Below are 22,324 nucleotides of genomic sequence, written 5' to 3'. Positions count from 1 at the left end.
CCTCACGCCTCGATGGCGTCGAACATCTCCGGGCGGTCCTGCTTCAGGCGGTCCAGGATCGCGCGGATCTGGCTCAGATGCCCGCGCACGGCGGCCGAGGCGGCATCCCCGTCACGGTCCCGCAGCGCCTTCAGGATGGACAGATGTTCGTCGATGACCCGCGGCGCGCCGAAGGACAGCGACAGGAACCGCGCCCGGTCCATATGGCCCTTGTTCTCGCGCACCAGGGTCCAGACGAAATCCAGCCCCGCCGCGGTGCAGATGTCGCGGTGGAAACGGTCGTCCAGGTCGTGAAAGCGCGCGTGGTCCCCCGCCTGCAGCGCATCGCGCTGGCGCTGGATCAGCCCGTCCAGATGGTCGTGATCCGCCGGGTCGAGCGCGCGGGCCGCGTCGCGCATCACCGCCTCCTCCAGCGCGCAGCGGATGAAATAGGCCTGCGTCACCGCCCGCTCCGAGATCGGCGTCACCGTCGTCGCCCGCTGCGGGCGGATCAGGATGAATCCCAGCTGCGACAGCCGGTAGAAGGCGTCCCGCACCGGCTGGCGCGACACGCCCATGCGGCCCGCCACCTCGGCCTCGGACAGGCGCGTGCCGGGGGGCAGGGTCAGGTCGATCACCCGGTGATAGAGCGCGTCGAACACCTGATCCGTGATCGTGCGTGTCCGGGCCTCGCCCAGATGGGGCAGCGCGTCGATTTCCGTGACCGGCATCCCGTCTCTCCGATTGACTGGCTCGTTCAACTAGCATATTAGATTACCAGACTCAGATCAAGCGGAGCCCGAGCCCCGGCCATGACCTTGCTGGACGATGATCGCCTGTTTCCTCTCGAAGCGCAAAGCCGCGATATCGCCCGCGCGCTTTACGCCCAGATCCGCGACATGCCGATCCTGTCGCCGCATGGCCATACCGATCCGCGCTGGTTCGCCGAGGATCAGGCGTTCCCCGACCCCGCGCAGCTCTTCGTGACGCCCGATCATTACGTGTTCCGGATGCTGTGTTCGCAGGGGGTGGCGCTGGCCGATCTGGGCGTGCCGCGCGTCGATGGCGGCCCGGTCCAGACGGATGGGCGCAGGATCTGGCGGCTGTTCGCCGAGAATTACCACCTGCTGCGCGGCACGCCCTCGCGGCTGTGGCTGGATCATGCCTTTCAGGATGTCTTCGGCCTGGACCGCCGCCTGACGGCCGAGACGGCGGATCACTGCTACGACCACATCGCGGATTGCCTCGCGCGCCCCGAATTCCGCCCCCGTGCCCTGTTCGAGCGGTTCAACATCGAGGCCATCGCCACGACCGAAGCCGCGACCGACGATCTGCGCTGGCACCGGATGATCCGGGACAGCGGCTGGCAGGGCAGGGTCATCACCGCCTATCGCCCCGATGGCGTCATCGACCCCGAGATGCCGGGCTTTGCCGAGAACGTCGCCCTGATGGGCGAGCAGACCGGCTGCGACACGGCCACATGGGCCGGATATCTGGAGGCGCATCGCGCGCGGCGGGCCTTCTTCATCAAACACGGCGCGACCTCCAGCGATCACGGCCATGCCACGGCCCGGACCGAGGACCTGCCGCAGGATCGGGCCGAGGCGCTGTTCCTCAAGGCCCTGCGCGGGGACTGCACCGCTGACGAGGCCGACGCCTTTCGCGGCCACATGCTGACCGAGATGGCGCGGATGAGCCTGGATGACGGGCTGGTCATGCAGATCCATCCCGGATCGCGCCGCAACCATTCGGACGAAATCCTGGCCACCTTCGGCCGCGACAAGGGCTTCGACATCCCCGGCCGCACCGATTACGTCACCGCCCTGCGCCCGCTCTTGAACGCGGTCGGCATGGACCCCCGCCTGACCGTGATCCTGTTCACGCTGGACGAGACCGCCTATGCGCGCGAACTGGCGCCTTTGGCCGGCGTCTGGCCCTGCCTGCGCCTTGGCCCGGCTTGGTGGTTCCACGACAGCCCCGAGGGGATGCGCCGCTTCCGCGAGATGACGACGGAGACGGCAGGCTTCTACAACACCGTGGGGTTCAACGACGACACCCGCGCCTTCTGCTCGATCCCGGCGCGGCATGACGTCGCCCGGCGGGTGGATTGTTCCTGGCTGGCGACCTTGGTCGCCACGGGCCGTCTTGCGGAAGACGAGGCGCCCGAGGTCGCGCGCGACCTGACCTATGGCCTGGCGAAACGGGCCTACAAACTCTGAGCTTCACATCGGGAGGATAAGATGAAGTTCCTGTTGACCACCACCGCAGCCCTGCTGGCCAGTGCCAGCATCGGCGCCGCCTGCGAAGTGACCCTGCGCTCGTCCGACACGCATCCCGACGGCTATCCGACCGTCGAGGGCGTCAAGGCCATGGCCGAAGAAGTGCGCGAGCGCACCGAGGGCCGCGTCTGCATCGAAGTCTTTCCTTCGGCCCAGCTGGGCGAGGAGCGTGACACGATCGAACAGACCCAGTTCGGCGTGATCGACATGGTCCGGGCCAGTTTCGGCACCTTCAACGACATCGTGCCGGTGACGCAGACCTTCTCGCTGCCCTATCTGTTCCGCGACGTGGATCACATGCATGCCGTCATGGACGGCCCCATCGGCGAGGAGATCGGCGCGGCCTTCGAGGAGCGCGATCTGGTCGTGCTGGCCTATTACGACGGCGGCGCGCGCAGCTTCTACAACTCGCAGCGTCCGATCAATTCCATCGAGGACCTTCAGGGCATGAAGATCCGCGTCATCCAGAACGACGTGTTCGTGGACATGATGACCGCGCTTGGCGCGACCGCGACGCCGATGCCTTACGGCGAGGTCTATTCGGCCATCCAGACCGGCGTGATCGACGGGGCGGAAAACAACTATCCCAGCTATGACAGCTCGGGCCATGCCGAGGTCGCGCGCTACTTCACGCTGGACGAACATCTGATGGTGCCGGAACTGGTCGCCATGTCCAAGACCAGCTGGGACCGCCTGTCGCCCGAGGATCAGGAGGTGCTGCGCGAGGCCGCGCGCAATTCCTCGACCACGCAGCGCCAGCTCTGGGCGGATGCCGAGGCGGAATCGCGCAGCCGCGTCGAGGCCGCGGGGGCCGAGATCGTCGAGGGCATCGACAAGCAGCCCTTCATCGACGCCATGGCCCCGGTCTACGAGAAATACGCGACCAGTGCCGAATCCCAGGACCTGGTCGAGCGCATCCGCGCGACCGAGTGACGCCTGCGGGCCGTCCCCATCCGGGGGCGGCCCTTTCTGTTCGGGGGGCGCGATGCGCAATGCGATGATCGGACTGGCCCGCGCGACGGGCGCCCTGGCGCAGCTGGGGCTGTGGCTGGCGGGGATCGGCCTTGTGCTGATGTGCGCCTTCGTCTTCGCGCAGGTGGTCTCGCGCTATCTGCTGGGCTTCAGCCTGTTCTGGGCGGAACCGGCATCCGTGATGCTGATGGGCTGGTTCATCTTCATCGGCGCGGCCGTCGGCGTGAAGGAGGGCTATCACCTGTCCTTCGACGTGGGCCTGATGGTCGTGCCGGCCAGCTGGCGGCCGTGGTTCCACACCCTGTCGGACCTGGTCGTCGTGGCCTTCGGCGCGGGCATGGTCTGGTTCGGCTGGCAACTGGCGGCGCGGGCGGCATCGGGCGTGGTGCCGGGGCTGGGCATCTCGCGCCTGTGGGATTTCGCGCCGCTGATCGGGGGCGGTGTGCTGCTGGTCCTGTTTTCCGTCGAGCGCATCCTGCGCCGCGCGGCGGGGCTGAGGACGCGGCGCTTCGGCGACATGGACGATGCGGCGGATGGCGCGCGGGACGGGACCGGCGCGCCCGGCCGGGCCGAGGCGATGCTGGAAAGGAAAGAGTGAGATGGAATACTGGATCCTCTTCGGCAGCTTCGCGGGGCTTCTGCTGATCGGCACGCCCGTCGCCTTTTGCCTGGGCGCGGCGAGTTTCGCGACCGTCCTCTATCTGGGCCTGCCACCGGTGGTGGTGTTCCAGCGGCTGAATTCCGGCATCTCGGTCTTTGCGCTGATGGCGATCCCGTTCTTCATCTATGCGGGCGATCTGATGGTGCGCGGCGACATCGCGCGCAGGCTGGTGGCGCTGGCGGGCGCGCTGGTGGGCCATATGCGCGGCGGGCTGGGGCAGGTGAACATCACCGCCAGCCTGATGTTCGGCGGCGTGTCCGGCTCGGCTGCGGCGGATGCCAGCGCGGTGGGCGGCCTGATGGTCCCGCAGATGAAGGCCAAGGGCTATGACGTGGATTATGCGGTCAACATCACCGTCGTCAGCTCGATCATCGCGCTGATGATCCCGCCCAGCCATAACATGATCATCTATTCCATCGCCGCGGGGGGCCGCCTGTCCATCGCGGATCTGTTCACCGCCGGCATCGTGCCGGGGATGCTGCTGGCCCTCATGCTGATGATGGCCGCATGGTGGGTGGCGCGTAAGAAGGGCTATCCGACCGAGCCGTTTCCCGGCCTGCGGATGCTGGGCGTGCTGTTCGTCTCGGCCCTGCCGGGGTTGATCCTGATCGCGATCATCTTCGGCGGCGTGCGCTCGGGCATCTTCACCGCGTCTGAGAGCAGCAACATCGCCGTGGTCTATGCGCTGGCCATCACCGCGCTGGTCTATCGCAGCCTGCCATGGAGCGAATTCGTCGAGGCGACCAAGGGCGCCGTCCGCACCACCGCGATGGTGCTGCTGGTCATCGGCTGCGCGGCCTGCTTCGGCTGGCTCCTGGCCTATCTGCGCGTGCCTGCCCAGCTGGTCGAGCTGCTGCAGAGCGTGTCCTCGAACCCCATCGTGATCCTGCTCCTGATGAACATCATCCTGTTGATCCTGGGGACGTTCATGGACATGTCGCCGCTGATCGTCATCACCACGCCGATCTTCCTGCCCGTCGCCATGGCCTTCGGCGTGGACCCGGTGCATTTCGGGGTGATCCTGATCCTGAACCTCGGGATCGGCCTTTGCACCCCGCCGGTGGGCGCGGTGCTGTTCGTGGGCTGCGCGGTGGGGCGGATCAGCATCTGGCAGGCGATGCGCACCATCTGGCCCTTTTACGGCGCGGCCTTCGCGACGCTGATGCTTGTCACCTATGTTCCGGCGCTGTCGCTCTGGCTGCCGTCGCTCTTCCGCTGAGGTCCCCCATGCCCGATCCCGTCCGCACCGTCCTGGCCCATGCGCCCGAGCTGATGGTCGTCCGCTTCGCCTTTGCGGCGGGCGACAGGGGCGCGCTGCACAGCCACCCGCATGTGCAGTCCACCTATGTGCAGTCGGGCCGCTACCGCTTCACCATCGACGGCCAGCCGTCCGAGGTGGGGCCGGGCGACGCCTTCATCATCCCCTCGGGCGCCGAACATGGCTGCCTGTGTCTGGAGGCGGGCGTGTTGATCGACAGCTTCACGCCGCGCCGCGACGATTTCCTCTGAAAGGCCCCCCGATGACCCAAGTCGAGACCCGCCACGCGGTCCATCCCGACCATGCGAAAGCCATGGACACCGCGACGCTGCGCCGCCATTTCCTGGTCGAGGGGCTTTTCGCCACGGGCGAGATCCGCCTGACCTACACCCATTACGACCGCTTCGTGGTCGGCGGCGCGGTGCCGGACGGCGCGCCGCTGACGCTGGATGTGGTGCCCGAGACGCGCACGCCCGGCTTCCTCGACCGCCGCGAGATGGGGGTCGTGAACATCGGCGGCCCGGGCCGCGTCGAGGCGGCGGGGCAGGGCTGGGACATGGCCGAGGGGGACGTGCTTTATCTGGGCATGGGTGCGGGGCCGGTGACGTTTTCGGGGCAGGGGCGGTTCTATCTGACCTCGGCGCCCGCGCATCGGGCGCTGCCGCATCGGCTGGTCACGGTGGCCGAGGCCAAGCATGTCCACATGGGCGCGGTGGAAACATCGAACAAGCGCACGATCAAACAGTTCATCCACCCGCTGGTGATGGAAAGCTGCCAGCTGGTGCTGGGTTACACCACGCTGGAGGATGGCTCGGTCTGGAACACCATTCCCAGCCATGTCCATGACCGGCGGATGGAGGCCTATCTCTATCACGGCATGTCCCCCGAGGCGCGGGTCCTGCACCTGATGGGCGAGCCGCAAGAGACGCGGCACCTCTTCGTCGCCAATGAACAGGCGGTGCTGTCGCCCCCTTGGTCGATCCATTCGGGCGCGGGGATCGGCGGCTATACCTTCATCTGGGCCATGGCCGGGGACAACGTGGACTATACCGACATGGACTTCATCCAGCCGGAGGACCTGCGGTGAGCCCCTTTTCGCTTGAGGGCCGCACCGCGCTGGTGACCGGCGCGAATACCGGCATCGGGCAGGCCATCGCGGTGGCGCTGGCGCAGGCGGGGGCCGATGTCATCGCCGCGGGCCGGCGTGACTGCGACGAAACGCTGGCGCTGATGGGGTCGGGCCGTTCGCTACGGCTGGACTTCGCGGACCCGATGGCCGCGCGCGATGTGTTTGCCGATCAGCGCATCGACATCCTTGTGAACAATGCCGGCATCATTCGCCGCGACGACGCGGTGGATTTCACCGAGGCCGATTGGGACGCGGTGATGGATGTGAACGCCAAGGCGCTGTTCTTCACCTGCCAGGCCTTCGCCCGCGCCGCCCTGCCGAGGGGCATGGGCAAGATTATTAATATCGCGTCCCTGCTAAGCTTTCAAGGCGGCATCCGGGTGCCGTCCTACACCGCGTCCAAACATGGCGTCGCAGGGCTGACCAAGCTGATGGCCAATGAATGGGCCGCGCGCGGGCTGAACGTCAACGCCATCGCGCCGGGCTATATCGAGACCGCCAATACCGAGGCGCTGCGCGCCGATCCCGACCGTTCCAAGGCGATCCTCGACCGCATCCCCGCCGGCCGGTGGGGCCGCCCCGAGGATATCGCCCAGACCGCCGTTTTCCTGGCGGCCCCTGCGTCCGACTATATCAACGGCGCGATCCTCACTGTCGATGGAGGCTGGCTTGCCCGCTAGACTGACCCGCATCCCGTCCGAGGCCCCCGCGGGCATCGTCCATCTGGGCCTCGGCGCCTTCTTCCGCGCGCATGGGGCGATCTTCGTGGCCGAGGCCATGGCCCGGTCGGGCGGCGATTGGGGGATCATCGGCGTCTCGCTGCAATCGCCCGGCACGCGCGACCGGCTGGCGCCGCAGGGCTGGGCCTATACCGCGCTGGAGCTGGGCCCCGAGGGCGAGACCCCGCAGGTCGTGACCGTGCTGCGCGATGTGCTGGTCGCGCCCGAGGATCCGCAGGCCGTGCTGGACGCGATGGCCGCGCCCTCGGTCAAGATCGTCAGCCTGACCGTGACCGAAAAGGGCTATTGCCACGAACCCGCGACGGGCAGGCTGAACGCCGATCATCCCGACATCCGGCATGATCTGGACCACCCGCTGCCCCGTTCCGCGCCGGGCTTTCTGGTCCGGGCGCTGGCCGCGCGCCGCGACCGGGGCCTGCCGCCCTTCACGGTGCTCTGCTGCGACAACCTGCCGGAGAACGGCCGCGTGGTGCGCGGCGTGGTGCTGGATCTGGCCCGCCTGATCGACCCCGCACTCGCCGACTGGATCGCGGCCGAGGGGGCGTTCCCCGCGACCATGGTGGACCGGATCGTGCCCGCGACGACCCCCGCCGATCTGGACCGGCTGGCGGCGCTGACCGGCACCCGCGACGAGGCGCCCGTGATGCACGAACCCTTCCGCCAATGGGTGGTCGAGGACGATTTCTGCGCCGGCCGCCCCGATCTGGGCGCGGTGGGCGTGCAACTAGTGAAGGACGTCACCCCCTTCGAGCATATGAAGCTGCGGATGCTGAACGGCACCCATTCCAGCCTCGCCTATCTGGGCTATCTGGCGGGACATGAGACGATCGCCGACACGGTGGCCGACCCGGTCTTCGCGGGTTTTGTCCGCAGGCTCTGGCGGGCCGAGATCATCCCCGCGCTGACCCCCCCGCCGGGCGAGGATCTGGCCGCCTATGCGGAGGCGCTGGCCGCCCGCTATGCCAATCCCGCGATCCGCCACCGCACGTGGCAGATCGCGATGGATGGCAGCCAGAAGCTGCCGCAGCGCATCCTCGGCACCATCGCCGAGGGCCGCGCGGCGGGGCGGGCGGTGCCGGGGCTGACCTTGGCGGTGGCGGCCTGGATGCGCTATGCCTCGGGGCGGGACGAGGACGGCGCGGCGATCGAGGTCAAGGACCCGCTGGCCCCCCGGCTGGCCGCGCTGTGGCAGGACGACCCGGCGCGGACGGTCGCAGGGTTCCTGTCGCTGGCCCAGGTCTTTCCCGCCGCCCTGCGCGACGATCCGGGCTTCGCGGCCGATCTGACGGCGGCGCTGGAGGGGCTGATCCGCGACGGCGCGCGCGCGTCGGTGGCTGCGCATGGCTGATCCCTTGGTTCTGAACCCCGCCGATACGGTGGCGATCCTGACCGCGCGGGGCCCGGCCCCCGCCGGGCACAAGATCGCCCGCCGCGCGATGGCGCGGGGTCAGGCGGTGGTGAAATACGGCCAGATCATCGGCTATGCGACCTGCGACATCGCGCCCGGCGATCACGTCCACGGCCATAACTGCGCCTTCGGCGATCACGACCGCAGCCACCGTCCCGGATCGGGGCTGGAGGCCGCGCGCGCCGTGCTGGACCGCCATCGCGGCCCGGCGCTCGGCTTTCAGGGCTATCACCGGCCGGGCGGTCAGGTGGGCACGCGCAATTACATCGCGCTGGTCGCCACGGTGAACTGTTCGGCCACCGTCATCCGCCGCGCCGCCCAGGAGATCGAGGCCGAAGGCAGCTTGGCCGATTATCCCAACGTGGACGGCATCGCCGCCTTTGCCCATGGCACGGGCTGCGGCATGGCCGATCACGGGCCGGGCTGGCAGGCGCTGCAGCGGGTGCTGACGGGCCATGCCGGCCATCCGAATGTCGGCGCGGCGCTGTTTGTGGGCTTGGGCTGCGAGGTCATGCAGATCGCCCGCATGAAACAGGACCTGGGGCAGGCCGCGCGGTTTCACGGCCTGACCATCCAGGACAATGGCGGCACCCGCGCCACGATCGAGGCGATCAAGACCCGCCTGCGCGCCATGCTGCCCGAAGTGAATGCCATCCGCCGCGCGCCCGCGCCCGCCCGCGCGCTGCGCATCGGGCTGCAATGCGGCGGCTCGGACGGGTTTTCGGGGATCACCGCCAACCCGGCATTGGGCGTGGCCAGCGACATCCTGGCCGCGCAGGGCGCATCGGTCGTCCTGTCCGAGACGCCCGAGATCCACGGCGCCGAACGCCTGCTGCTGGACCGCGCCGCCAGCCCCGAGGTGGCCAGCCGCCTGGCCGAACGCCTGCGCTGGTGGGAGGGGTATGCCGCCATGCACGGCGCCTCGCTGGACAACAATCCCAGCCCCGGCAACAAGGCGGGCGGGCTGACCACGATCCTGGAGAAATCGCTCGGCGCGGTCGCCAAGGCCGGGGGCACGCCCCTGAACGCGGTGCTGGATTACGGCCAGCCGATCACCGCGCCGGGGCTGAATTTCATGGACACGCCCGGATATGACCCGGTCTCGGTCACGGGCCAGATCGCGGGGGGCGCGCAGCTGATCGTCTTCACCACGGGGCGCGGATCGGCCTTCGGATCGAAACCCGCGCCGACGATCAAGCTGGCCACGAATGACGCGCTGTTCGCAGCGATGCGCGACGACATGGACCTGAATTGCGGCGATGTGCTGACCGGCATCGACCTGCAGACCAAGGGCCGCCAGATCGTCGATCTGATCCTGGCCACCGCATCGGGCCGCACGACCCGCAGCGAGGCCTTGGGCCTGGGCGACAGTGAATTCCAGCCCTGGCAGATCGGCGCGGTGATGTAGGCCTTTCCCCGCTGCCCTGAATTGCGGCGGATCGCGGGGCAGGGTGGCGCGGGATCGGGCGGTATCGGTTTCCCCCGGCCACAGCCCGCATCAGGGGCCGTTTCCCTTTGACCGGCCCCGGCGGTTTCGACAGCGTCGGCATTGTTAACAATCTTGTTCTCAATCAGCCTTGCTGGCCCGCCCGGCCTTGTCGAAAGGAAAAAGCCCATGGCATCCCGATTGTCGCGCCTGATCGCCGCCTGTCTTGCCGGTTCGGTCCTGACCGTCCCGGTCACGGCCTTGGCGCAGGACCGGATCCTGCGCATCGGCATGACCGCCGCCGACATCCCCCGCACCCTGGGCCAGCCCGACCAGGGGTTCGAGGGCAACCGCTTCACCGGCATGACCATCTATGACAGCCTGACGGCCTGGGACCTGTCCAAGGCAGACGAGCCGTCGGTCATCATCCCCTCGCTGGCGACGGAATGGGCGGTCGACCCCGAGGACAGCACCCGCTGGACCTTCACCCTGCGCGACGACGTGACCTTCCATGACGGCAGCCCCTTCAACGCCGAGGCCGTCGTCTGGAACGTGGAGAAGGTCCTGAACGAGGACGCCCCCCATTTCGACGCCAGCCAGGTGGGCGTCACCGCATCGCGCATGCCGACCCTGACAGGCGCGCGCGCCATCGACGAATTCACGGTCGAGCTGACCACATCCGAGCCCGACAGCTTTCTGCCCTTCAACCTGACGAACCTGTTCATGGCCTCGCCCAGCCATTGGCAGGCCAAGTTCGACGAGACCGGCGATGCCGAGGCGGCCTGGGCGGCCTTCGCCGCCGATCCCTCGGGGTCCGGGCCGTTCCGCGTCACCGCCTTTTCCCCGCGCGAGCGGCTGGAGCTGGCGCCGAACGCGGATTACTGGAACCCCGCCCGCACGCCCAGGCTGGACGGCGTCGTGCTGGTCCCCCTGCCCGAGGCGAATGCCCGCACCGCCGCCCTGCTGTCGGGTCAGGTCGACTGGATCGAGGCGCCCGCCCCCGACGCCATCCCCCAGATCGAGTCGCGCGGCTTCACCATCCATTCCAACCCCCAGCCTCATGTCTGGCCGTGGCAGCTGTCCTTTGCCGAGGGCTCGCCCTGGCTGGACCGGCGGGTGCGCCATGCCGCGAACCTGTGCTTTGACCGCGAAGAGTTGCAGATCCTGCTGGGCGGCTACATGGGCATCCCCAAGGGCACGGTCGATCCCGAACATCCCTGGTGGGGCAACCCGTCCTTTGACATCCGCTATGACCTGGACGAGGCGCAGCGCCTGATGACCGAGGCCGGCTATTCGGCGGAAAACCCGGTGCGGGTCAAGGTCCAGACCTCGGCCTCGGGCTCGGGGCAGATGCAGCCCATCCCGATGAACGAATATCTGCAGCAGGCGCTGCGCGAGTGTTATTTCGACGTCGAGCTGGACGTGATCGAATGGAACACCGTCTTCACCAACTGGCGCCGCGGCGCAAAGGATGACAGCGCCGCCGGGGCCAACGCGATCAACGTGACCTTCGCCACGATGGACCCGTTCTTCGCGATGGTGCGCTTCACCTCGACCAAGGCCTTTCCGCCGGTCTCGAACAACTGGGGCCATTTCGGCAATGACGAGATCGACGCCCTGATCGAGGATGCCCGCACCAGCTTTGAACCCGAGGAGCGCGACGCGGCCTTGGCCCGCCTGCACGCCCGCATCGTCGAGGAGGCGCCCTTTGTCTGGGTCGCCCATGACACCGGCCCGCGCGCCATGTCGGACCGGGTGACGGGCGTGGTGCAGCCGCGCAGCTGGTTCATCGACATCGCGCCGATGGACATGCAGTGATCCCGCGCCCCCCTGGCCGTGGGCCGGGGGGCGCCGAACCCGCGGGGGACAGCCGATGCTCGCCTATACGATCCGCCGGATCATCCTGACCCTGCCCGTGCTGCTGGGCGTGTCGGTGGTCTGTTTCGCCTTGGTCCATATCTCGCCGGGCGATCCCCTGATCTCGATCCTGCCGGCCGATGCCTCGGTCGCGCTGCAGGAACGGCTGATGGTCCTCTATGGCTTCGATCGCAGCTATGTCGAACAGTTCCTGCTGTGGCTGGGCCGCGCGGTGCAAGGCGATCTGGGCACCTCGATCGCGACCGGCCGCCCCGTCACCACCGAGGTGATGCGCGCGGTGGGCAACACGCTGATGCTGGCCTCGGTCGCGACGGTGATCGGGTTTCTGCTGGGCAGCCTCTTCGGCTTCGTCGCGGGGTATTTCGCGAATTCGCCCTTGGACAAGGCGGCTTCGGCGGCGGCGGTCTTCGGCGTCTCGGTGCCGCATTACTGGCTGGGGATGGTGCTGGTCATCGTCTTTTCCGCCCAGCTGGGCTGGCTGCCCGCGGCGGGGGCGGGGCCGGGCGGATCCGGGCAATGGCGGCTGGACCTGGAGCATCTGAGCTACATGATCCTGCCCGCCATCACCATGAGCGTGATCCCCATGGGCATCATCGCCCGCACCGTCCGGGCGCTTGTGTCGGAGATCCTGGCCCAGGAATTCGTCATCGGGCTGCGCGCGCGGGGCCTGTCGGAATGGGGCGTGTTCCGCCATGTTGTCAAGAACGCCGCCCCGACCGCGCTGGCGGTGATGGGCGTCCAGCTGGGATACCTGCTGGGCGGGTCGATCCTGATCGAGACGGTCTTCAGCTGGCCCGGCACCGGGATGCTGCTGAATTCGGCCATCTTCCAGCGCGACCTGCCGCTGTTGCAGGGCACGATCCTCGTGCTGGCGATGTTCTTCGTCATCCTGAACCTGATCGTCGACGTGATGCAAAGCGCGCTCGACCCCCGCATCAAGAGGTAAAGCCATGGCTGACGCGACCCTGGGCCTGGCCCCCACCGCCCCCGTCCGCAGCGCGGGCTATTGGCGCAATGTCGGCGCGCGGCTGCGTCGTGACCGCACCGCGATGGGCGCGGCCATGGTGCTGGGCCTGATCGTGCTGGCGGCGATCCTGGCCCCGCTGATCGCGCCGATGGACCCGCTGGAGGGGCGGATGATCAACCGCCTGAAGCCCATCGGGACCGAGGGCCACCCCCTCGGCACGGATGAGCTGGGCCGGGACATGCTGTCGCGGCTGATCTGGGGCGGTCGGCTGTCGCTGTTGATGGGGGTGACGCCGGTGGTCATGGCCTTCGTCATCGGATCGGCCATCGGCATCGTCGCGGGCTATGCGGGCGGCTGGACCAACACGCTGATCATGCGGACGATCGACGTGTTCTACGCCTTTCCCTCGGTCCTGCTGGCCGTGGCCCTGTCGGGGGCGCTTGGCGCGGGGCTGGGGAATGCGCTGTTCTCGCTGACCGTCGTCTTCATCCCGCCCATCGCACGGGTGGCGGAATCGGTCACGACGCGGCTGCGGTCGTCGGATTTCATCGAGGCGGCGCGCGCATCGGGGGCAGGCGCGCTGACCATCCTGCGGGTGCATGTGCTGGGCAATGTGCTGGGGCCGATCTTCGTCTATGCGACATCGCTGATCGCGGTCAGCATGATCCTGGCCTCGGGGCTGTCCTTTCTGGGGCTGGGGGTGCGGCCGCCGAACCCGGAATGGGGGCTGATGCTGAACACGCTGCGTACGGCGATCTATGTCCAGCCTTGGGTCGCGGCGCTGCCGGGGCTGATGATCTTCATGGTCTCGATCTCGTTCAACATGCTGGCCGACGGGCTCCGCTCGGCAATGGAGGTGCGGCAATGACCGTCCAGCCGATCCTGTCCGTGCGCGGCCTGCGCAAGTATTTCCCCGTGACCGGCGGCCTGTTGGGCAGGCGCGTCAAGGATGTCCATGCCGTCGATGGCGTGGATCTGGAGGTCATGCCGGGCGAGACCTTGGGCGTCGTGGGCGAATCCGGCTGCGGGAAATCCACGACCGCGCGTCTCTTGATGCATTTGATACAGCCTGATGCCGGAGAGCTGTTCTTCGAAGGCAAGCTGGTCGGCGGCCCTGATCTGCCGCTGAAGGCCTATCGCCGTCAGGTGCAGATGGTGTTCCAGGACAGCTATTCTTCGCTGAACCCGCGCCTGACGATCGAGGATAACGTGGCGTTCGGCGCCCGCGTCCACGGCCTGCCCGCGGCGCAGGCGCTGGCCCGGACGCATGACCTGCTGACCCGCGTGGGCCTGTCGCCCGCCCGTTTCGCAGGCCGTTACCCGCACGAGCTGTCGGGCGGCCAGCGCCAGCGCGTCAACATCGCCCGCGCCCTGGCCCTGCGCCCCAAGGTCATCATCCTGGACGAGGCGGTATCCGCACTGGACAAGTCGGTCGAGGCGCAGGTCCTGAACCTGCTGGCCGATCTCAAGGCGGAATTCGGGCTGACCTATGTCTTCATCAGCCATGACCTGAACGTGGTGCGCTTCGTGTCGGACCGGGTGATGGTCATGTATCTGGGCAAGGTGGCCGAGATCGGCGGTGCCGACGCGCTCTATGACCGGCCGATGCATCCCTATTCGGGGGCGCTGCTGTCATCCATGCCCTCGATGGATCCGGACAACCGCAACACGGAACCCGCGCTGGCGGGCGATCCGCCGAACCCGATCGACCCGCCGCCCGGATGTCGCTTTCACACCCGCTGTCCCATCGCCGCGCCGGTCTGCGCCACGCGCGAGCCTGCGCTGACCGGCTCAGGCCCCCATCACAATGTCGCCTGCCACGCCCGCGATCCGCAATCGGGCCATGCCGTGACGGAGGCCGCCGAATGACCGAACCCTATCTGTCGATCCGGGACCTGGGCGTCACCTTCACCGGCGGCACGCGGCCCGTGCGCGCGGTGGGCGGCGTCTCGCTGGACATCGCGCCGGGCGAGGCGGTGGCGCTGATCGGCGAAAGCGGATCGGGCAAATCCGTGACCATGCGCGCCGTCATGCGCCTGAACCCCGAGAAACGCAGCCGGATCGAGGGCCGCATCCTGGTCGGCGGGCGCGACGTGATGGCGATGAACGGCCGCACGCTCTCGGCCTTTCGGGGCGCCGAGGCGGCGATGATCTTTCAGGAACCGCTGCTGGCCCTCGACCCGGTCTATTCGGTGGGCGACCAGATCGCCGAGACGATCCGCCGCCACGAATCCGTCACCCGCGAGGCCGCCCGCGCCCGCGCGCTGGAGCTGTTCGAGCGGGTGCGCATCCCCTCGGCCCGGGCGCGGCTGGACAATTACCCGCACGAGATGTCGGGCGGCATGCGCCAGCGGGCGATGATCGCGCTGGCCCTGGCCTGCCGGCCCCGGCTGCTGCTGGCCGACGAGCCGACGACCGCGCTGGATGCGACCGTCCAGATGCAGGTCCTGCTGCTGCTGCGCGAATTGCAGCGCGATCTGGGCCTGTCGATCCTGTTCGTGACCCATGACATCGGCGCCGCCGTCGAGGTCGCGGATCGCATCGCCGTCATGTATGCGGGCCGGATCGTCGAGGAGGCCAGCGCTCGCGACCTGATCCGCGCGCCGCGTCATCCCTACACCGTGGGCCTGCTGAAAAGCCGGGCGCATGACGCGATGGTCAAGGGCACCCGGCTGGAGGCGATCCCCGGCGCGCCGCCCGATCTGGCGCATCTGCCGCCCGGCTGCCCCTTTGCGCCGCGCTGTCCCGTGGTGACCGAGGCCTGCCGTCAGGGCAGCGTCCCGATGCAGCCCGTCGGTCCCGCCCATGCCGCGCGCTGTCTGCGTGTGGGCGAATTCGCGACCTGAGGGATCAGACCGCCGCCCGCACCAAGGCGCCCGGATGGGCGATCACCCGGCGGCTGAGCGCATGGCCCGCGCGGATCGCATCCGCGCAGGTCCCGCCCTCCAGCCGCGCGGCCAGATAGGCGGCGTTGAAGCTGTCGCCCGCCGCCGTGCTGTCCACCGGCCGGTCGCGGGGCAGGTCGTCCACCACGCCCGAGCCTTCGGGGCCGCCATAGGCCACCGGCCCGCCGCCGTTCTTGACCACGACCTGGCCCGCGCCTGCCGCGCGATAGCGTGCGATGGTGGCTTTGGGATCGGCATCGCCGAAATGCGCGGCCTCGTCGTCGAAGCTGGGCAGGACCAGCGCCGCCAACCCCGCCGCCTCGGTGATCGCCGCCCGCATCCGCCCCGCATCCGGCCAGAGCCGCGGGCGCAGGTTCGGGTCGAAGACCACATCGCGGCCCCGCAGCGCATCCAGCAGCGCCGCCCGCCCCGCATCGGGCAGGATCGCCAAGGTGATCCCCGACAGATAGGCGATGTCGCAGCCCACCAGCGCGGACTGCAGCCGGTCGGGACCGTCGGCCAGCCCGCGGGCCGCCGATGTGTCGCGCCAATAGGTGAAGCTGCGTTCACCCTCGGTCAGGGTGATAGCGTAAAGGCCGATCTCGCGCGTGGGGTCGGTCGTGACATGGGAAGTGTCGATCCCCTCGGCCGCCATAAAGTCCACCGCCCGGCGCGAGAAATCGCCCCGCCCCACCCGGGTCAGGTAACCGACATGATGCGACGGCCCCAGCAGGCGGCGCAGATACCAGGCGGTGTTCAGCGTGTCGCCCGCGATGCCCGCGCGCCACAGATCGCCTTGGGCCGACAGCTCGACCATCGCCTCGCCGATGCAGAGGATGCGGGTCACGACCGCCCCCGCGCATGGGCCAGCCCGGCCTCGACCCCGCGCAGTTCGGCCAGGCCCTTCAGCCGCCCGATGGCGGGATAGCCCGGCTGGCCGCCCCGGCCGATATCGTCCAGGATGTCCTGGCCGTGATCGGGGCGCATGGGGATCTGGACGTCCGCGCGCCCGGCGGCGGCGCGGCGGGCCTCCTCGTCCAGGATGGCGGCGATCAGGGCGGGCATGTCGGTCTGGCCGCCCAGATGCTCGTCCTCGAAGAAGGATGCGGGCACGGTATCCGCGTCGCGACGCACATTGCGCAGATGCAGGAAATGCACCCGGTCGCCCAAGCGGCGCATCATGCCCGGCAGGTCGTTGTCATGGCGCGCCCCGAGCGATCCGGAACACAGCGTGATCCCGTTGGCGGGCAGGTCCACCGCCGCCATGCGTTCGGCGTAATCCGCCTCGGTCGACATGATGCGGGGCAGGCCCAGCAGCGGAAAGGGCGGATCGTCCGGGTGACAGCAGAGGCGCATCTCCAGATCCTGCGCGACGGGCGCCACCTGTTCCAGAAAGGCGTCGAAATTTGCCCGCAGCCGCGCCTCGGTCACGGGGGCATAGCTGGCCAACAGGTCGCGCAGATCGGCCATGGACAGCCGGTCGGCCGCGCCGGGCAGGCCGCAGACGATATTGGCGGCCAAGGCCTCGGCGCGATCGGGGTCCATGGCGGCGAAGCGGCGGGCGGCCTCGTCCCGGACGGCCTCGGGGAAATCCCGCGCGGCGTCGGGCCGGGCCAGGATATGGATGTCGAAGGCCGCGAAATCGGCCAGGTCGAAGCGCATGCAGCGCGCCCCCGTGGGCCGGGGCCAAGCCAGGTCCGTGCGCGTCCAGTCCAGCACCGGCATGAAGTTGTAGCACACCACCCGCAGCCCCGCCGCATGCAGGTTCCGCAGCGATTGCGTCCAGGCGGCGACATGGTCGCGCCAGCCGGGGCCTTGGGTCTTGATCGCCTCGCTGACGGGCAGGCTCTCGACCACCTCCCATGCCAGGCCCGACGGGGCGCCGTCGCGCATGCGGGCGATCTGGTCCTGGCGGGCGGCGATCCCCTCCGGGGTCCAGACGGCGCCGGTGGGGATGTGGTGCAGGGCGCTGACGACGCCTTGGACCCCCGCTTGCCGCATGTCATCGACCGAGACCGGATCCACCGGTCCGAACCACCGCCATGTCTGCCGCATCCCTGCACCCCCTTCGCGATCCGCGGGCCGACGCGGCCCGGGATCCGAATATAGCATACTAACATATTAGTAAAGCGTCAGGGCGCGTCGGGGATCGTCTTGCCGGGGTTCAGGATGCCCGCCGGGTCCATTGCCCGGCGCAGGGCGCGCATGGCGGCCAGCCGCGCGGGGTCGCGATAGGCCGCCATCAGGTCCAGCTTGTCCTGCCCGATGCCGTGTTCGGCGCTGAAGGACCCGCCCATCGCCGCCACCCGGTCCAGGATGCGCGCCCGCAGCGCCCCCAACGCCGCCCCGCCGCCCGGCGCGATAGAATAATGCAGGTTCCCGTCGCCCAGATGCCCGACGGTCAGGGCCGTCATCCCGGCCCGGGCCACCTCGGCATCGGTGACCTGCAAAAAGGGCGCGATCTGCGACAGCGGCAGCGACAGATCGAAGATGTAGCCATCCACCGCCATGATGGATTCCGCCGTTGCCTCGCGCATGGCCCAGAGGTCGCGGCGCTGCTGGCCCGATGCGGCGATCACCGCGTCCAGCACCAACCCCCGTTCCATCAACCCGGCCAGGCAGTCCTGGACCAGATCCTCCAGCCCCCCCGCATCGCGGTCCGAGGGGCGGGTCGATGCGGCCTCCAGCAGGATGCCGGTGGGGGCGGGCGCGGCCAGGGGCGGGCGCGCGCCGGTATGGGCGCAGATCCGGTCGATCAGGGGGGCGGGCATGTATTCGAAGGCCTCGACCAGCCCGCCGGTCGCATCCTGCAGCGCGTTCAGCACCCCAAGCGCGGCCTCCGGGCCCGAGAGCGACAGAAAGCCCGTGGTCACCGCCACCGGGGCGGGATGCAGGCGCAGCACGGCGGCGGTGATGACGGCCAGCGTGCCCTCGGACCCGATCAGCAGGTCGCGCAGGTCATAGCCGGTATTGTCCTTGCGCAGCCCCTGCAGGTCGCTGATGGCGGTGCCGTCGGCCAGCACCGCCTCGACCCCCAGGCACAGCGCCCGCGCGGTGCCATAGCGCAGCACGTTCGACCCGCCCGCATTGGTGGCCAGCGTGCCGCCGATGGTGCAGCTGCCCCTTGCGCCGAACATCAGCGGATAGGTCAGGCCGTGATCGGCCACCGCCTCCTGCAGGGTCTGCAGGACGGTGCCCGCCTGCACGGTGGCGGTCCGGGCGGCAGGGTCGATGGCCAGGATGCGCTGCATCCGGTCCAGCGACAGCACGACATGGTCGCGGTCGGGGATGGGCGTCGCGCCCCCGGCGATGCCGGTATTGCCCCCTTGGGTCGTCACCGCGACGCCGTGGCGATGGCACAGGCCCAGCAAGGCCGCCACCTGGTCGGTGCCGTCGGGGCGCAGCACGGCGATGGCCTGCCCCGTCCAGCGCCCGGTCCAGTCGGTCAGATAGCCCGCCATGGCATCCGGCGCATCGACGACCCCGGCGGGGCCGGTGACGGCGCGGAATGCCTCCAGCAGGTCCTTGGTTGCCATGTCGCGCATCGCTGGTCTCCCCCCTTGATCGGCCCGCAGCATGGCGCAGCCGGTCGCGAAAGGCCAGCCATGCGGGATCAGTCGGCCCCGTCCAGAAAGAACCGCATCATCGCATCGGTGGCCGAGGGGCCGGGGGCGGTATGACTGCCCTCCGGCGCGCCACCGGACCAGGCATGGCCCAGGCCCGCGATGCGCCAATCCTCGATCCTGAGGGTGCCTGTGGCATCGCGATGGCGACCGATGCGGACCTCGTGCCCGGCCAGCCGGGCATCGGCGGCGCGGCGGGTCAGGCCCGGCTGGCGGCGCAGGGCCTGGGACAGGACCGCATCGGCATTGCGCGGCGAGACCGTCCCGTCCGCCGATCCGTGCAGGATCAGCAGCCGGCAGCCCACGCCCGCGCCGCCGTCGCGCCCGCCCTGCGACATGGCCGCGAAGGCCGATCCCATATCCGAGGCCGCGCCGTTGGGCAGGCCCGAATGGCAGGCGACCGCGCCGAAATCATCGGCGAAGACCGCGCCCAGGATCACCGCCATCGCACCCCCCGCCGACAGGCCCGCCGCAAAGCGCCGGTCGGGCGCGATCGCATGGTCATGGGCCAGGGTGCGGGTCAGGTCGGTCAGAAAGGCGGCCTCGCCCCCATCGGTGGCGGCGTGACGCGGCTCGAACCAGTTCCAGCATTTGTTCATGTTGGATTGGGCGGTCTGGGCGGGCAGCACGACGATCATGCGCCGCGCCTCGGCCGCGGCCAGGATGGCGGTGCCGCGGGCGAAGTCGTCGGGATCCTGGGTGCAGCCATGCAGCAGCAGCAGCAGGCCCTCGGCCCCGTCTGCCGCCGAGGCCGGGACATAGAGGCGGTATTGCCGCGCCTGGCCCGCCGCCGCGTGCTGGCCCATGGTCCAGCGCGCGCCTTCGGGGATGGCGGGGGTGGCGCGGCCCTGATGGGGCATCTGCGGCATCTGGCCCATCTGGGGCATTTGCGGCATCTGGGGCAGGGACGATCCGCCCAGGCCCGTCTGGATCATCCGCGTCGCCTCGGTCAGTTGACCCGCGCGCATCAGGCGGGTGATCTCGGACATGTTCATCGACATCGGCTTGGTCATGGTTTCGGTCCTTTCGGGGAACGGCAGGCATCCAGCGCGGCCTTGACGGCGGGATCGGCCTGAATGGTGCCCAGCACCTCGATCGAGCGGATGGTCGCTGTCACCAGGTCGGGGGGAATGTCGCGGGCAAAGCGGGCCAGCCCGATCACGCGCAGGTCCAGCATCTGGCGCGCGGCCTGCAGGCCCTCCAGCTCGGCCCGGGTCAGGTCGCGCAGGCCCATGACGAAATCGTCGCGCACGATGGTGGGGGCGATCAGCGCGTCATGGCGGTCCAGCTGGGCGCGGATCGCGGTGCGGATCAGGTCGCTGCGCGAGGCATAGAACCCCTCGCGCACCAACAGGTCGATCCGCCCCAGATCCACGAAGCCCAGGTTGATGGTGATCTTTTCCGTATCGGCTGTGCGGGCCGGTGATGGGGATGCCATGGCTGATTCCTTCCGCTTACCATCCATATGGATGTTTCACGGAAGGAAGTCCAGCCCTCACCCCACCAAGGTCAGGCGCCGCCGCCGTCTGGTGGCCATTCCGGCGGCGATGGCGCGGGCGATGTCGTCGCAGGCGGTGATGCCCTGCACGAAAGGCCGGTCATGCATCAGGTAAGGCAGCGCGGCGAGGCAGAGCCGCCCGGTGAAGGCGCCCGCATCCATCAACCCGTAATCCTCGGCCACCTCCGGGATGTCCTGTCCCGCCGCCGCCAAGGCCGCGCGCAGGGCGGGGAAGGGCAAGTTGGCCGAGCTCAGGGCCTTCTGCCCGCGCGCGTCGATGAAGACGGCGAAACGCTCGGTCCGGTCATGGTGGTCGATGACGGTCTGCGCGCCCTCGCGGGTCAGGTCGTAATCGGTGCCCAAGGTCTGCAGCGACAGGATCCCCGCATCGCGCAGCGCCAGCAGGCGGCGGATCGATTCGGAGGGCACGGCGGCGTAATTGTCGACGAAGACCTTCTTTAGCCCCGCATCGAAGCGGTCGCGATCGGCATCGGGCAGGTCGGGGACGATCTCCTCGACGGCCTCGTGCAGGCGCAGCAGGGCATAGCGCCAGGCGACGGTCACCCGGTCGGCCTTGTTGCGTTCGACCTCGGCCAGGTTGCGGCGCGCCCAACGGAAGGGGTCGGCGGCCTGGCGCGCGGCGAAATAGGCATCCGCGAAGCTGTCCGCATCCAGCCCCCCCAGGCCGATGCGGAGGGCAAAGGCGGGGTCGGCCTGCATGATCTCGGCCCGGACCAGGTCGAAGGCCGCATCCAGGGGCGCCGGGCCCTGCAGGCAGGCGGCCAGGGCGGGGGCGGTGGCGATGCTCAGCGGCTCGTAGGGGATGGGGCAGTAGAAATCCGCCTCGGGCAGGATGCCGCTGCGCGACATCAGCACGATGCGCAGATCGGCCGAGCCGGGGTCCAGGTCGAAGGCCAGATCGTCGCCGTCGCGCCGGAACCGGCCATGCTGGGTCACCACCGCCATGGCCGCGTCGATCGCGCTGAGCGATGTGCCCATGATCCCCACCCGCGCGGCGGGGATGCGGGCCTGGATCAGCCCGGACCAGGGGCTGGGGAAATAGCTGCGGGTGGCCTCGTCCGCGTCGGGGAACTGATGGCCGGTGGCCAGGATCACCCGGTCGAAGGGCCGCGCCGGGCCGCCCGCGGAATCGCTCAGCCAAAGGCCGCGATCGTCGGCCCGGATGTCGGTGACCTCGGTTCCTTCGCGGATGGTGATGCGATGGCCCGCGGCGCGGGCGCGCCGGGTCATCGCCAGCAGCTGGTCGCGGTAATAGCGGCCCAGCAGCAGGCGCGGCGTGAACAGCCGGTCATGCAGGGCGTCGCGTTCCAGCCCGAATTCGGCCAGAACCGCATCGGGCTGGTCGCGCAGCCAGTCCAGATAGGGGTCCAGCACGGGCGGGATCTCGATGCTGGCGATATTGGCCAGCATGGGGGCGCTGACGCTGTCGGGGGAATAGGGCTGGCCGATGCCCGCGCGGGGGCCGCGCTCAAACAGCGTCACCTCCAGGGGGGTGGCCGTGTCCAGCAGATGTCTGAGGGTATAGATGCCGGTCGGTCCGCTGCCGACGATGGCGATTGTGCGGCGGGTCATGCGCGTGTCTCCATGATAGGGGAAACGC

General features: G+C 69.3%; 21 protein-coding genes. 14 read left to right on the top strand and 7 right to left on the bottom strand.

Annotated features, from left to right (window positions below; genetic code table 11):
* Positions 1 to 2: 2 nt before the first annotated feature.
* Positions 3 to 710 carry a GntR family transcriptional regulator gene (locus tag JHW48_RS16650; RefSeq protein WP_119885150.1) on the bottom strand — a complete coding sequence of 236 codons (708 nt, stop codon included), beginning with the start codon at positions 708 to 710 and terminating at the stop codon, positions 3 to 5.
* Between the two features lie 81 nt (positions 711 to 791).
* Between JHW48_RS16650 and uxaC the strand changes: the two genes are divergently transcribed.
* The 14 genes from uxaC to JHW48_RS16580 all read left to right on the top strand — a co-directional run bounded on the left by uxaC (position 792) and on the right by JHW48_RS16580 (position 15,543).
* Entirely contained in the window at positions 792 to 2,198 is a 1,407-nt protein-coding gene (gene uxaC / locus JHW48_RS16645; protein WP_119885149.1) for a glucuronate isomerase, read from the top strand.
* Positions 2,199 to 2,219: 21 nt separating this feature from the next.
* Entirely contained in the window at positions 2,220 to 3,191 is a 972-nt protein-coding gene (locus JHW48_RS16640) for a TRAP transporter substrate-binding protein (RefSeq protein ID WP_119885148.1), read from the top strand.
* Between the two features lie 52 nt (positions 3,192 to 3,243).
* A complete protein-coding gene (locus JHW48_RS16635) occupies positions 3,244 to 3,828 on the top strand; it encodes a TRAP transporter small permease (RefSeq protein WP_119885147.1) in 585 nt (194 codons plus the stop codon).
* A 1-nt stretch (position 3,829) separates the two neighbouring features.
* A complete protein-coding gene (locus tag JHW48_RS16630; RefSeq protein WP_119885146.1) occupies positions 3,830 to 5,110 on the top strand; it encodes a TRAP transporter large permease in 1,281 nt (426 codons plus the stop codon).
* A gap of 8 nt (positions 5,111 to 5,118) precedes the next feature.
* Positions 5,119 to 5,400 (top strand): cupin domain-containing protein, encoded by a 282-nt coding sequence (locus tag JHW48_RS16625; protein WP_119885145.1) that lies wholly within the window; start codon positions 5,119 to 5,121, stop codon positions 5,398 to 5,400.
* Between the two features lie 11 nt (positions 5,401 to 5,411).
* Positions 5,412 to 6,236, top strand: coding sequence for a 5-dehydro-4-deoxy-D-glucuronate isomerase (gene kduI / locus JHW48_RS16620; RefSeq protein WP_119885144.1), 825 nt, complete (start codon positions 5,412 to 5,414; stop codon positions 6,234 to 6,236).
* Positions 6,233 to 6,958, top strand: coding sequence for a 2-dehydro-3-deoxy-D-gluconate 5-dehydrogenase KduD (gene kduD, locus JHW48_RS16615; protein ID WP_119885143.1), 726 nt, complete (start codon positions 6,233 to 6,235; stop codon positions 6,956 to 6,958). Before kduI ends, kduD begins: the two co-directional genes overlap by 4 nt.
* A gap of 1 nt (position 6,959) precedes the next feature.
* Positions 6,960 to 8,366 (top strand): mannitol dehydrogenase family protein, encoded by a 1,407-nt coding sequence (locus JHW48_RS16610; protein WP_473093028.1) that lies wholly within the window; start codon positions 6,960 to 6,962, stop codon positions 8,364 to 8,366.
* The gene (locus tag JHW48_RS16605; protein ID WP_119885141.1) at positions 8,359 to 9,834 is read left to right on the top strand and encodes a UxaA family hydrolase; all 1,476 of its coding nucleotides are present in this window, start codon (positions 8,359 to 8,361) and stop codon (positions 9,832 to 9,834) included. Before JHW48_RS16610 ends, JHW48_RS16605 begins: the two co-directional genes overlap by 8 nt.
* 207 nt (positions 9,835 to 10,041) lie before the next feature.
* Positions 10,042 to 11,670, top strand: coding sequence for an ABC transporter substrate-binding protein (locus JHW48_RS16600; RefSeq protein ID WP_119885140.1), 1,629 nt, complete (start codon positions 10,042 to 10,044; stop codon positions 11,668 to 11,670).
* Positions 11,671 to 11,725: 55 nt separating this feature from the next.
* Positions 11,726 to 12,676: an ABC transporter permease gene (locus tag JHW48_RS16595; protein ID WP_119885139.1), complete on the top strand. Its 951-nt coding sequence runs from the start codon at positions 11,726 to 11,728 to the stop codon at positions 12,674 to 12,676.
* Between the two features lie 4 nt (positions 12,677 to 12,680).
* The gene (locus tag JHW48_RS16590; RefSeq protein WP_119885138.1) at positions 12,681 to 13,565 is read left to right on the top strand and encodes an ABC transporter permease; all 885 of its coding nucleotides are present in this window, start codon (positions 12,681 to 12,683) and stop codon (positions 13,563 to 13,565) included.
* A complete protein-coding gene (locus tag JHW48_RS16585) occupies positions 13,562 to 14,566 on the top strand; it encodes an ABC transporter ATP-binding protein (RefSeq protein WP_119885137.1) in 1,005 nt (334 codons plus the stop codon). The genes JHW48_RS16590 and JHW48_RS16585 overlap by 4 nt, the downstream gene beginning before the upstream one ends.
* Positions 14,563 to 15,543 (top strand): ABC transporter ATP-binding protein, encoded by a 981-nt coding sequence (locus tag JHW48_RS16580; RefSeq protein ID WP_119885136.1) that lies wholly within the window; start codon positions 14,563 to 14,565, stop codon positions 15,541 to 15,543. Before JHW48_RS16585 ends, JHW48_RS16580 begins: the two co-directional genes overlap by 4 nt.
* 4 nt (positions 15,544 to 15,547) lie before the next feature.
* Here the strand turns inward: JHW48_RS16580 and JHW48_RS16575 are convergent, their stop codons facing one another.
* The 6 genes from JHW48_RS16575 to JHW48_RS16550 form a co-directional block, all read right to left on the bottom strand.
* A complete protein-coding gene (locus JHW48_RS16575) occupies positions 15,548 to 16,429 on the bottom strand; it encodes a sugar kinase (protein ID WP_119885135.1) in 882 nt (293 codons plus the stop codon).
* Positions 16,426 to 17,637, bottom strand: coding sequence for a mannonate dehydratase (uxuA, locus tag JHW48_RS16570; RefSeq protein ID WP_119885134.1), 1,212 nt, complete (start codon positions 17,635 to 17,637; stop codon positions 16,426 to 16,428). Before uxuA ends, JHW48_RS16575 begins: the two co-directional genes overlap by 4 nt.
* Positions 17,638 to 17,714: 77 nt before the next feature.
* Positions 17,715 to 19,127, bottom strand: coding sequence for an FAD-binding oxidoreductase (locus tag JHW48_RS16565; protein ID WP_240637705.1), 1,413 nt, complete (start codon positions 19,125 to 19,127; stop codon positions 17,715 to 17,717).
* Positions 19,128 to 19,195: 68 nt separating this feature from the next.
* Positions 19,196 to 20,218 (bottom strand): extracellular catalytic domain type 1 short-chain-length polyhydroxyalkanoate depolymerase, encoded by a 1,023-nt coding sequence (locus JHW48_RS16560; RefSeq protein ID WP_119885133.1) that lies wholly within the window; start codon positions 20,216 to 20,218, stop codon positions 19,196 to 19,198.
* Entirely contained in the window at positions 20,215 to 20,643 is a 429-nt protein-coding gene (locus JHW48_RS16555; RefSeq protein WP_119885132.1) for a CopG family transcriptional regulator, read from the bottom strand. Before JHW48_RS16555 ends, JHW48_RS16560 begins: the two co-directional genes overlap by 4 nt.
* 57 nt (positions 20,644 to 20,700) lie before the next feature.
* Positions 20,701 to 22,296, bottom strand: a complete 1,596-nt coding sequence (locus JHW48_RS16550; RefSeq protein ID WP_119885131.1) for an FAD/NAD(P)-binding protein — start codon at positions 22,294 to 22,296, stop codon at positions 20,701 to 20,703.
* Between the last annotated feature and the right edge of the window lie 28 nt (positions 22,297 to 22,324).

This window comes from Paracoccus aestuarii (assembly GCF_028553885.1).
Lineage (GTDB): Bacteria > Pseudomonadota > Alphaproteobacteria > Rhodobacterales > Rhodobacteraceae > Paracoccus > Paracoccus aestuarii.
Note: the sequence above shows the minus strand (reverse complement) of the source record. Positions and strands in the feature narration are given on the sequence as shown.

Bases quoted from the DNA above. Each gene is read 5' to 3' on its own strand.
- JHW48_RS16650 (WP_119885150.1), bottom strand. From the start codon at position 710: ATGCCGGTCACGGAAATCGACGCGCTGCCCCATCTGGGCGAGGCCCGG.
- uxaC (WP_119885149.1), top strand. From the start codon at position 792: ATGACCTTGCTGGACGATGATCGCCTGTTTCCTCTCGAAGCGCAAAGC.
- JHW48_RS16640 (WP_119885148.1), top strand. From the start codon at position 2,220: ATGAAGTTCCTGTTGACCACCACCGCAGCCCTGCTGGCCAGTGCCAGC.
- JHW48_RS16635 (WP_119885147.1), top strand. From the start codon at position 3,244: ATGCGCAATGCGATGATCGGACTGGCCCGCGCGACGGGCGCCCTGGCG.
- JHW48_RS16630 (WP_119885146.1), top strand. From the start codon at position 3,830: ATGGAATACTGGATCCTCTTCGGCAGCTTCGCGGGGCTTCTGCTGATC.
- JHW48_RS16625 (WP_119885145.1), top strand. From the start codon at position 5,119: ATGCCCGATCCCGTCCGCACCGTCCTGGCCCATGCGCCCGAGCTGATG.
- kduI (WP_119885144.1), top strand. From the start codon at position 5,412: ATGACCCAAGTCGAGACCCGCCACGCGGTCCATCCCGACCATGCGAAA.
- JHW48_RS16605 (WP_119885141.1), top strand. From the start codon at position 8,359: ATGGCTGATCCCTTGGTTCTGAACCCCGCCGATACGGTGGCGATCCTG.
- JHW48_RS16600 (WP_119885140.1), top strand. From the start codon at position 10,042: ATGGCATCCCGATTGTCGCGCCTGATCGCCGCCTGTCTTGCCGGTTCG.
- JHW48_RS16595 (WP_119885139.1), top strand. From the start codon at position 11,726: ATGCTCGCCTATACGATCCGCCGGATCATCCTGACCCTGCCCGTGCTG.
- JHW48_RS16590 (WP_119885138.1), top strand. From the start codon at position 12,681: ATGGCTGACGCGACCCTGGGCCTGGCCCCCACCGCCCCCGTCCGCAGC.
- JHW48_RS16585 (WP_119885137.1), top strand. From the start codon at position 13,562: ATGACCGTCCAGCCGATCCTGTCCGTGCGCGGCCTGCGCAAGTATTTC.
- JHW48_RS16580 (WP_119885136.1), top strand. From the start codon at position 14,563: ATGACCGAACCCTATCTGTCGATCCGGGACCTGGGCGTCACCTTCACC.
- uxuA (WP_119885134.1), bottom strand. From the start codon at position 17,637: ATGCGGCAGACATGGCGGTGGTTCGGACCGGTGGATCCGGTCTCGGTC.
- JHW48_RS16565 (WP_240637705.1), bottom strand. From the start codon at position 19,127: ATGCGCGACATGGCAACCAAGGACCTGCTGGAGGCATTCCGCGCCGTC.
- JHW48_RS16560 (WP_119885133.1), bottom strand. From the start codon at position 20,218: ATGACCAAGCCGATGTCGATGAACATGTCCGAGATCACCCGCCTGATG.
- JHW48_RS16555 (WP_119885132.1), bottom strand. From the start codon at position 20,643: ATGGCATCCCCATCACCGGCCCGCACAGCCGATACGGAAAAGATCACC.
- JHW48_RS16550 (WP_119885131.1), bottom strand. From the start codon at position 22,296: ATGACCCGCCGCACAATCGCCATCGTCGGCAGCGGACCGACCGGCATC.